The 8,630-nt window shown below is 74.3% G+C and carries 9 protein-coding genes; 5 read left to right on the forward strand and 4 right to left on the reverse strand.

What is annotated here, in order from left to right; all coding sequences use genetic code 11:
- The 3 genes from J0670_RS21860 to J0670_RS21870 form a co-directional block, all read right to left on the reverse strand.
- On the reverse strand, window positions 1–1,027 hold a 1,027-nt coding region (locus tag J0670_RS21860), incomplete at its 3' end, for a M20/M25/M40 family metallo-hydrolase (protein WP_207813337.1).
- A 726-nt stretch (window positions 1,028–1,753) separates the two neighbouring features.
- Window positions 1,754–2,413, reverse strand: coding sequence for a response regulator transcription factor (locus J0670_RS21865; RefSeq protein ID WP_207813338.1), 660 nt, complete (start codon window positions 2,411–2,413; stop codon window positions 1,754–1,756).
- Window positions 2,410–3,759, reverse strand: a complete 1,350-nt coding sequence (locus J0670_RS21870; protein ID WP_207813339.1) for a sensor histidine kinase — start codon at window positions 3,757–3,759, stop codon at window positions 2,410–2,412. The genes J0670_RS21865 and J0670_RS21870 overlap by 4 nt, the downstream gene beginning before the upstream one ends.
- Window positions 3,760–4,000: 241 nt before the next feature.
- On the opposite strand from J0670_RS21870, the gene J0670_RS21875 reads away from it, so the two are divergent.
- From J0670_RS21875 to J0670_RS21895, 5 genes are all read left to right on the forward strand, one after another.
- A complete protein-coding gene (locus J0670_RS21875; protein WP_207813340.1) occupies window positions 4,001–4,840 on the forward strand; it encodes a class I SAM-dependent methyltransferase in 840 nt (279 codons plus the stop codon).
- A 66-nt stretch (window positions 4,841–4,906) separates the two neighbouring features.
- Window positions 4,907–5,209, forward strand: coding sequence for a GNAT family N-acetyltransferase (locus J0670_RS21880; protein ID WP_207813341.1), 303 nt, complete (start codon window positions 4,907–4,909; stop codon window positions 5,207–5,209).
- 127 nt (window positions 5,210–5,336) lie between these two features.
- Window positions 5,337–6,350: an aldo/keto reductase gene (locus tag J0670_RS21885; RefSeq protein ID WP_207813342.1), complete on the forward strand. Its 1,014-nt coding sequence runs from the start codon at window positions 5,337–5,339 to the stop codon at window positions 6,348–6,350.
- A gap of 82 nt (window positions 6,351–6,432) precedes the next feature.
- Entirely contained in the window at window positions 6,433–7,020 is a 588-nt protein-coding gene (locus tag J0670_RS21890; protein ID WP_207813343.1) for a TetR family transcriptional regulator, read from the forward strand.
- Window positions 7,021–7,147: 127 nt separating this feature from the next.
- The gene (locus tag J0670_RS21895; protein WP_207813344.1) at window positions 7,148–8,065 is read left to right on the forward strand and encodes an ADP-ribosylglycohydrolase family protein; all 918 of its coding nucleotides are present in this window, start codon (window positions 7,148–7,150) and stop codon (window positions 8,063–8,065) included.
- A gap of 68 nt (window positions 8,066–8,133) precedes the next feature.
- Here the strand turns inward: J0670_RS21895 and J0670_RS21900 are convergent, their stop codons facing one another.
- Entirely contained in the window at window positions 8,134–8,400 is a 267-nt protein-coding gene (locus J0670_RS21900; RefSeq protein WP_207813345.1) for a GlsB/YeaQ/YmgE family stress response membrane protein, read from the reverse strand.
- Window positions 8,401–8,630: the final 230 nt, after the last annotated feature.

The following is an 8,630-nucleotide window of genomic DNA, read 5'->3' on the forward strand; positions in this document are numbered from 1 at the left end:
CGGCGAGCGAACGCACGTGCCGCAACAGCGGGTTGCCGGTCCGCTCGGGCCAGGCAGGACGGCTGGACAGCACCTCAGTCCGCACCCGGGCACCCGGTCGCAGCGCGGTGAGCCGGGCGAGGTGGTCGAGCGTACGGCGCTGCGCCTCGGCGGTGGCGAACCGCAGGCCGAGCTCGGCCTCGGCCCGCCCGGCGACCACGTTGGCCCGCGAACCTCCGCTGATCCGACCGGCGTTGAGCTCGGTACCGGGCTGGCCCGCCAGGCTGCGGACGGCCACGAGCTGATCCACGAGTTCGTCCACCGCCGACACCCCGTCGTGCGCGTCGTTGCCCGCGTGCGCCTCCCGCCCGGTCACGGTGAGCCGAACCCTGGTGCTGCCGCGCCGCGCGGTCTTCAACCGGCCGTCCGGGTGTGGCGGCTCCAGCCCCAGTACCGCCGCCGCGCCGCGCAGTTGGCGCTCGACCAGGCGCCGCCCGTCCGGGCTGCCGACCTCCTCGTCGGAGACCACGACCAGTCGCACGGCCCGGTGAGGCCGCTGACCCAGGTCCGCGAGCAGCGCCAACGCGCCTTCCAGGATGGCGAGTCCACCCTTCATGTCGACCACGCCGGGCCCGGAGAGCCACCCGTCCTGCTCGGCCACCGGCCAGTCCGCCAGGGTGCCGACCGGCCACACGGTGTCGTGGTGGCCGACGATCAGCAGGTGGGGCAGCGTCTCGTCCCGCCCCTCCCACTCCAGTACGAGGTGGTCACCGGCCGGCCCGGGTTCGCGGCGGGCGGTGGCTCCGGTGGCGCGGAACCCGTCGGCCAACTCCTCGGCGAGCGCGTCCAGTCGGGGCGCGTCACCGCTCGGCGACTCGATCCGGGCCAGGTCGGCGCAGCGACGCCGGACGGCACCGGCGAGGGTACGGGCCCGGGCGCTGAGCGCCTGCGGCAGGCCGGGCAGGGCCGCGGTGGTACTGACAACGGCGGTATCGGAAGTGGTGGTGGTGGCGAGGGCATCGCCGTCGGTGGCGGCCGGAACGGTCACGGGTGCGCGGTCGGGCTCCGCGGCCGCGCCCGGAGCGGCCGGCGACCCGACGATCTGGGGACTCAACGCTCGCCTCCGCGGCCGCCGCCGGTATTCAGCGGCCGTACCGGCTGACCGCTGCCGCCCGGGTACCAGGCTCGGCCGGACCGCACCGGTCGGCCCGGATGATGGACGGCCCGGTGGAACGGCCCCTCTGGCCCAAGTGCGGTGGAACGGCTGGGCGGCGTGCTTGTCATTGCGTCCTCCTCGCTCGATCCGGCGGCCCCGGTCCGCCCGGAGCCCCGTGGACGGCGGCCTCCTGACGGCGGGCGCAGTGGCCGGACCGCCGCAGGGAAGCCGAGATGTGAGCCTAGAAGAACCGTTCGGTTTCCTGCGAGGTGGCCCTGCTCCCAGCGTGCCGGTACGGGCCCCGGCCTCGGGCACCCGTCGGAAAGCGGCGGCAGGCGCTCGGCGCGCGGGCCTGGATCGGCGCGCGGGCGCGGTCGCCGGATCGCGCCCATCTCCACCATGGACCCGCCGCCCGGGTTCGGCAGCGCAAACCGCCAAGGCACGGCATTTCCACGCCGGATGGGTGACCTCGTCTCAGCGGACGGTACGAACCGGAGGCACGCCACGGCTCAGGGAAGCCCGTCGCAACGCCCGCTCCGAAGCCCAGGCGACATCCACGTGAACTCCGCCCGACACTGCGCCCCGGTCCGCCCCCGCGAGCGCCCGTCGGCGCGCTGCTCAGGCACCGTCCTCGACCAGCCCCGCATCGCGTGCGAGCAGCGCGGCCTGGACCCGGTTGCCCACGCCGAGCGCGGTGAGGATCCGGCTCACGTGCGCCTTGACGGTGCTCTCGCGCATCCCGAGGACGCCCGCGATCTCGGCGTTGGAAAGCCCGTCGGCGAGTTCGCGCAGCACCTCGGTCTCACGCGGGGTGAGCCCGGCGACCCGGCCGCGGGCGGCGACCGCCCGGGGCGCGCCGGCCCGGTGGTACCGGTCGATCAGCCGCCGCGCGGCCGCCGGGTGCAGCATCCCCTGGCCTCCGGCGACCACGTGGACGGCCCTGGCGATCTCGGCGGGCGGGGTGTCCTTGAGCAGGAAGCCGTCGGCCCCGGCGGCGAGCGCCTGGTACACGTACTCGTCCAGGTCGAAGGTGGTGAGCGCGATGACCCTTGGGGCGTCGGGCAGTTCGCGCAGCCGCCGGGTGGCGGCGATGCCGTCGAGCCGGGGCATCCGGATGTCCATCAGCGCGACGTCGATCCGGTGGCTGCGCGCGAGCTCGACGGCCTCCAGCCCGTCGGCGGCCTCGGCGACCACGGTCAGGGCCGGGTCCTGGGCGAGCAGGTCCACCAGGCCGAGGCGCACCAGCGCGTCGTCGTCGACCACCATCGTGCGGATCATGCGGTGTCCTTCGGCTGCGAACTCGAATCGGAACCCGGGTCGTCGGCGGGGACCCGGGCGGGATCACGACCGGCGCCTCCAGCGGGATTCAAGGCGTCAGCCACGGGCGGCACCGCGCGAGGCGGGCGCCCGGACGCGGGCGGCACCGCATGAGGCGAGCGCCCGGACGCGGGCAGCCGGGCGGACAGCCGGAAGCCGCCGGCACCGTCCGGGCCCGCGTCGAGGTGGCCGCCCAACGCGCCGACCCGTTCACGGAGCCCCACCAGTCCGTACCCGCCGCCGGTGCCCGAACCCTTCGACGACGCCCCGCCCGGCCCGTTGCGGACCTCGACGGCGGTGGCCGTCGTGCCGTAGTCGACCCGGACGGTGACGGCCGCGGCGGGCGCGTACTTGCGCGCGTTGGTCAGCGCCTCCTGGACGACCCGGTGCACCGCCAGCCGATGGGTGGTCGGCACTGCCTCCGGGTCGCCGGAGAGGGCGAGTTCGACCCGCTGACCGGCCTGGGTCGCCTCGCCGACCAGCTCGGTGAGGTCGCGCAGGGCGGGCGCCGGAACACCCGCAGTCCCGGCCGCCGAGGGCGGTCCGTCCTCGACGGACCGGGCCGGCGGGTCGGCGCGCAGGGCGCCGAGGACGTCGCGCAGGTCGTCGAGCGAGCGGGCGGCGGTGGTGCGCAGCAGTTCCAGGCGGTGGGTGAGGCGGTCCGGGTCGGCGGCGACGGTGCCGGCCCGGGCCTGGTCGCGCAGCACCCCGGCGTGCAGCACCAACAGGCTGAGGCGGTGGGCGAGCACGTCGTGCATCTCCCGCGCGATCCGGGCCCGTTCGGCGGCGCGGGCCTGCTCGGCGCGCAACTCCCGCTCCCGGCGGAGTGTTTCGACCTGCTCGTGCAGGGTGCGGATCAGCACCCGACGGCCGTGCAACCACAGGCCGAAGGACAGGGTGGCGGCCTGGACGAGGAGTTGGGATCCGGTGGAGCCCGCCCAGCCGACCAGTGAGTCGGCGCGGACCGCACTGAGCACGGCGATGACCGCGCCGCCGGCCACCGCCGGACCGGTCCGGCCGAGGAAGGCGAGGTAGTAGACGCTGAACAGGCCCGGGAAGGCTCGGTTGAACAGGCCGCCGGTGAGCACCGGCAGGACGGCGGAGGCCACCGGATAACGGCGGGCGAACAGCAGGGAGAGCGCCGCGAGCACGACCACGGCGGTCCGGGCCGGGCGCAGCGGGCCGTCGGTGTGCAGCCACTGGGACAGGCCCTCCTCGACGGCGAGGGCGAGGATGCCGAGCAGCAGCAGCGTCTCCGTCCAGGGCCGGCGGCCCGGGCCGTACCAGCCGAGCAGACCTGTGCGCATCTGGTCCCTCCGTTCCCACCCTCCGGCCGTCCGACGATCCGTGCGTCCGACCGCCCGTACGTCTGCATGTTCAGCCGCCCGGCCGTCCAACTGGCTGTCCGTCCGACCGGCTCGATGCTACGGGCGGGCGGGTGGCGGGACACCTCCTCCTCCCGGGCAGCCGCACCCTCGACTTTCGTCGGGGGGCGACACCGCTCACCGGCCGATCCGAAGCCGCCACGGCCTCCCTAGCGTCGACGACATGACGACCGAACCGCTCCGCCACCTCCCCGATTCCCTTCCACGGCAACGCAGTTCGCCCGACTCGCCGAACGGCGGGGACCACCTGCTGTTCCTCGCCGAGGCGCTGCGCACCTTCCACGACACCGGCGCGCTGGCACCGAGCGGCGCGGAGCTGGTGAACGCGCTGGTGGTGCCGGTCACCAGCCGCCCGAACCGGCCCCTCTCGGTGCTGGAGGTCGGCGCCGGAACGGGCGTGGTCACCCGCCGGCTGGCCCGTGTGCTGCGCCCGGGCGACCGGTTGCACGTGGTCGAGGCGAACCCGCGGTTCGCCGATCGGCTGCGGGAGGATCCGGTGCTGGCCGCCCGGCAGCCGGGGGTGGCGGTGCGCCTGTCGGCCTGCCGGGTGGAGGAGCTGCCGGAGGCGGCCTCCGGGGAGAGCACCACGGAGGGCGCGGCGGGGAGCGCGGCCGAGGGCGCTGCGGAGCGGTACGACGTGATCGTGTCCGGGCTGCCGTTCACCAACTTCGAGCCGGGCCAGGTCCGGAACATCCTCGACCTCTACCTGCGACTGCTGGTGCCCGGCGGCGAGCTGACGTACTTCAGCTACCTCGGCACCACCACGGCGCGCACCCTCGCCTCGGGGCCCCGCCGGGGCGCCCGCCACCGGGCGGTGGTGCGACTGCTGCGCCGCTTCGAGGCGACGTACGGGCTGGGCGAGCGCACGGTGTGGCGCAACCTGCCGCCCGCCCGCGCCTACCTGCTGCGCTCGCCGGGCGGGCGCGAGGAGTGGGGACCGCCGACGAGAACGTCGGACACGGCAGGGCAACGGCTGGGCGGGGAGGCGCCGGCCCCTCGATGATGGAGCGGGGCCGGGCCCGGCCCCGTATCTTCGACTTTCCGACTTTCCGACAGCAAGGAGCCTGCAATGACCCTCTCGGTACGTGACGCGGCGGACCGGAACCGCTTCGAGGCCTGGGTGGACGACCAGTTGGCCGGGTTCGCCGAGTACCTGCGCAGCGACAACCTGGTGGTCTACCCGCACACCGTGGTCGAGCCCGCCTTCGAGGGGCAGGGAATCGGCAGCGCTCTGGCCAGGGCCGCGCTGGACGACGCCCGCGAGCGGGACCTGCCCGTCCTGGCCACTTGCCCCTTCATCAAGGGCTGGATGCTCCGCCACCCCGAGTACACCGACCTCGCGTACGAGAACCGCAGCCGGGTCGCGGACTGACAGATTTCAAAAATCAGATAACAGACGACAGCGAACAGATTTTGAAATCTGTTCGCTGTCGTGCCATAGTGAGATCCGGGTCACACCGCCCTCGCCACCTGGCGCCGCGCCCGCCCCTGGAGTACTCATGCCCACGACCACCCGCCCCGCACAGCGCACCCTCGGCACCTCCGGCCCCGTCACCTCCGCCCTCGGCCTCGGCTGCATGGGCATGTCCGACCTGTACGGCCCGGCCGACGAGGCCGAGAGCATCGCCACCATCCACACCGCCCTGGACGCCGGGGTCACCCTCCTCGACACCGGCGACTTCTACGGCATGGGCCACAACGAGCTGCTGATCCACGAGGCCCTGCGCGGCCGCGACCGCGCGAGCGTGCAGATCAGCGTGAAGTTCGGCGCCCAGCGCGGCCCGGACGGCCAGTGGCTCGGCTACAACGCGAGCCCGGCCGCCACCAAGACGGCGTTGGCGTACACCCTGCGCCGCCTGCGCACCGACTACATCGACGTCTACCGCCCCGCCCGCCTCGACCCCGACGTCCCGATCGAGGAGACCGTCGGTGCCATCGCCGACCTGGTGAAGGCCGGCTACGTCCGCCACATCGGCCTGTCCGAGGTCGGCGCCGACACCCTGCGCCGTGCCGCCGCCGTCCACCCGATCAGTGACCTGCAGATCGAGTACTCGCTGCTCTCCCGCTCGGTCGAGGCATCCGTCCTGCCCTCCGCCCGCGAACTCGGCATCGGCATCACCGCGTACGGCGTGCTCTCGCGCGGCCTGCTCAGCGGCCACTGGAACCCGGACCGCACGCTCGCCGACACCGACTTCCGCGGCCACAGCCCGCGCTTCCAGGGCGACAACCTGACCCACAACCTCGCACTCGTCGAGGCGCTGCGCGAACTCGCCGCCGCGAAGGGCGCCACCGTCGCCCAGCTCGCCATCGCCTGGGTGGCCTCGCGCGGCCGGGACGTCGTCCCGCTGGTCGGCGCCCGCCGCCGGGACCGCCTGACCGAGGCTCTCGGCGCGCTGGACGTCACCCTGACCCCGGCCGACCTGACCGCCATCGACGAGGCCTTCCCCGCCGGTGCCGCCGCGGGCGACCGGTACGCTGCCGCGCAGATGGCGACCCTGGACAGCGAACGCTGACCGGCCGGACCCTCGCCACCAGCGCGAACGTGCGAACAAACGCGCACCACCCCGACCGCACGACCTAAGGACGGCCCTCCCCGTGACCACGGACACCACACTCACCGCCGAGCAGATCCTGATCGCGGCGGAGGAAGTCCTCCGGCGGTTCGGCCCGGCCAAGGCCACCGTCGTGGACGTCGCCCGCGAGCTGGGCGTCAGCCACAGCAGCGTGTACCGCCACTTCCCCAGCAAGGCCGCGCTGCGCGAGGCGGTCACCCAGCGCTGGCTCGACCAGGCCCACCAGGAGCTCGAGGCCATCTCGACCGACTCCGGCGCCGCCTCCGAGCGGCTGCACCACTGGCTGACCACCCTCTTCGCCGCCAAGCGCAAGAAGGCGCTGGACGACCCCGAGCTGTTCGCCACCTACATGGTGCTGGTCGAGGAGAACAGCGGCACCGTCGAGGCGCACATCGGCACCCTGGTCACGCAGATCGCCCAGATCATCCACGACGGCACGGACGGCAAGGAGTTCAAGCTCACTCACATCCAGACCACCGCCCGCGCCGTCTTCGACGCCACCTCCCCGTTCCACGACCCGGCCTACGCGTCCAGCTGGTCCGAGCCGACCGCGGACGAGCGCTTCGAGGCCGTCTGGAAGATCATCCTCGGCGGCCTGAAGGCCAAGTGACGAACCGGCCCTGATCGAGATGGACCGGGACGGATCGGGACGTCGGCGACCGAGCGGAAATCCGCTCGCCGACGCCCCGGCCATCCGGCAGACTGCCGCGCACAGTTGATCTCACCTGGAGGATGACATGCGTGCGGCCGGTCCGGTCCTGGACAGTCTGCAAGGGCTCGCCCTCGGCGACGCCTTCGGCGACCGGTGGTTCTCGGTCCCGGCCGAAGAGGCGCCCGCCGCCCTGGCCGCCCGTCTGGTCCGCCCGGCCCCCTGGCACTGGACCGACGACACCGCGATGGCCCTCGTCCTCGTCCGCCACCTGACGGCCCGGGGCGAGGTCCACCAGGACGAGCTGGCCCGGGAGTTCGCCGCCGAGTACACCCGGGAGTACCGGCGCAAGTACGGCCCGTCGATGCACCGGGTGCTGCGCGGGATCGAGGCCGGCGGGGACTGGCGCGCCATCACCTCGGGCCAGTTCGAGGGCCAGGGATCGTACGGGAACGGCGCCGCGATGCGGGTCGCGCCGCTGGGCGCCTGGTTCGCCGACGACCTCGACGAGGCCGCCCGGCAGGCCGAACTCCAGGCGCTCACCACGCACTTCCACCCGGAGGCGGTCGCCGGGGCGGTGGCGGTGGCGCTCGCCGCGGCCCTCGCCGCCCGGAGCCGGGGTCGGATCCGGCCCGACCGGGCCGAGCTGCTGACCGAGGTCGCCGAGCGGCTGCCGGAGAGCGACGTCCGCTCCGGCCTGCGGATCGCCGCCCGGCTGCCCGGCCACACCAGCGTCCGGCACGCCGCCAACGTGCTCGGCTCGGGGCTGATGATCTCCGCCCCGGACACCGTCCCGTTCGCCCTCTGGTCCGCCGCCGGGCACCTGGACTCGCTGCCCGAGGCCATCTGGCACACCCTGGAGGGCTGGGGCGACCAGGACACCACCTGCGCCATCGCGGCCGGAGTGGTCGCCGCCCGCACCGGGCTCGCGGATGTCCCGGCCGCCTGGCTCACCGCCCGCGAGGACCTGCCGGACTGGACCGCCGAGCCGGCGCCGGCGCCCTGAACCGAGCAGGCGGGCCCGCCCCTCCCCCTGGGGTCGGCCCGCCTCCGGATGTCGAGCGAACTGCCGGGTCAGCGGCGCGAGTTTCCGAACAGCAACCGGTAGGCGATCAACAGCACCAGCGCGCCGCCTATCGCCGACACCCAGGTCGCGCCGTCGAAGAAGTGCGCCGTGATCGACCTGTGCAGGAAGTGCGACGCGATCCAGCCGCCGACGAAGGAGCCGGCGATGCCGATCAGGGTCGTCACGATCAGGCCGCCCGGGTCCCTCCCCGGCAGCAACAGCTTGGCCAGGGCCCCCGCCACCAGGCCCAACACAATCCACGCGACGATGCTCATCCGCCATGCCTCCCGTCCTGCGGCGCGACGGCCCCGTCCCGCCCGCTCTGCTCCGAAGGACGCCGCCGAGCCGACGCCCGGTTCCGCCCGGTTCCGCCCGGCTCCGCCCCGCGAAGCGGCTCGGGGCGGCTCCGAGCGGCTGCGAACGGCCTCGGGCGGGACGGGACGGGACGGAACACCCGGTTCCGCCCGCTGCCGGTCGACCCCCGCGCCGAACTCGCCTCCGCCGA

The organism is Streptomyces sp. FH025 (genome assembly GCF_017427025.1).
GTDB lineage: Bacteria > Actinomycetota > Actinomycetes > Streptomycetales > Streptomycetaceae > Kitasatospora.

Coding starts and splice junctions, on each gene's coding strand:
- J0670_RS21870 (WP_207813339.1), bottom strand. CDS start 3,759: ATGCGCACAGGTCTGCTCGGCTGGTACGGCCCGGGCCGCCGGCCCTGG.
- J0670_RS21895 (WP_207813344.1), top strand. CDS start 7,148: ATGCGTGCGGCCGGTCCGGTCCTGGACAGTCTGCAAGGGCTCGCCCTC.
- J0670_RS21885 (WP_207813342.1), top strand. CDS start 5,337: ATGCCCACGACCACCCGCCCCGCACAGCGCACCCTCGGCACCTCCGGC.
- J0670_RS21880 (WP_207813341.1), top strand. CDS start 4,907: ATGACCCTCTCGGTACGTGACGCGGCGGACCGGAACCGCTTCGAGGCC.
- J0670_RS21875 (WP_207813340.1), top strand. CDS start 4,001: ATGACGACCGAACCGCTCCGCCACCTCCCCGATTCCCTTCCACGGCAA.
- J0670_RS21900 (WP_207813345.1), bottom strand. CDS start 8,400: ATGAGCATCGTCGCGTGGATTGTGTTGGGCCTGGTGGCGGGGGCCCTG.
- J0670_RS21865 (WP_207813338.1), bottom strand. CDS start 2,413: ATGATCCGCACGATGGTGGTCGACGACGACGCGCTGGTGCGCCTCGGC.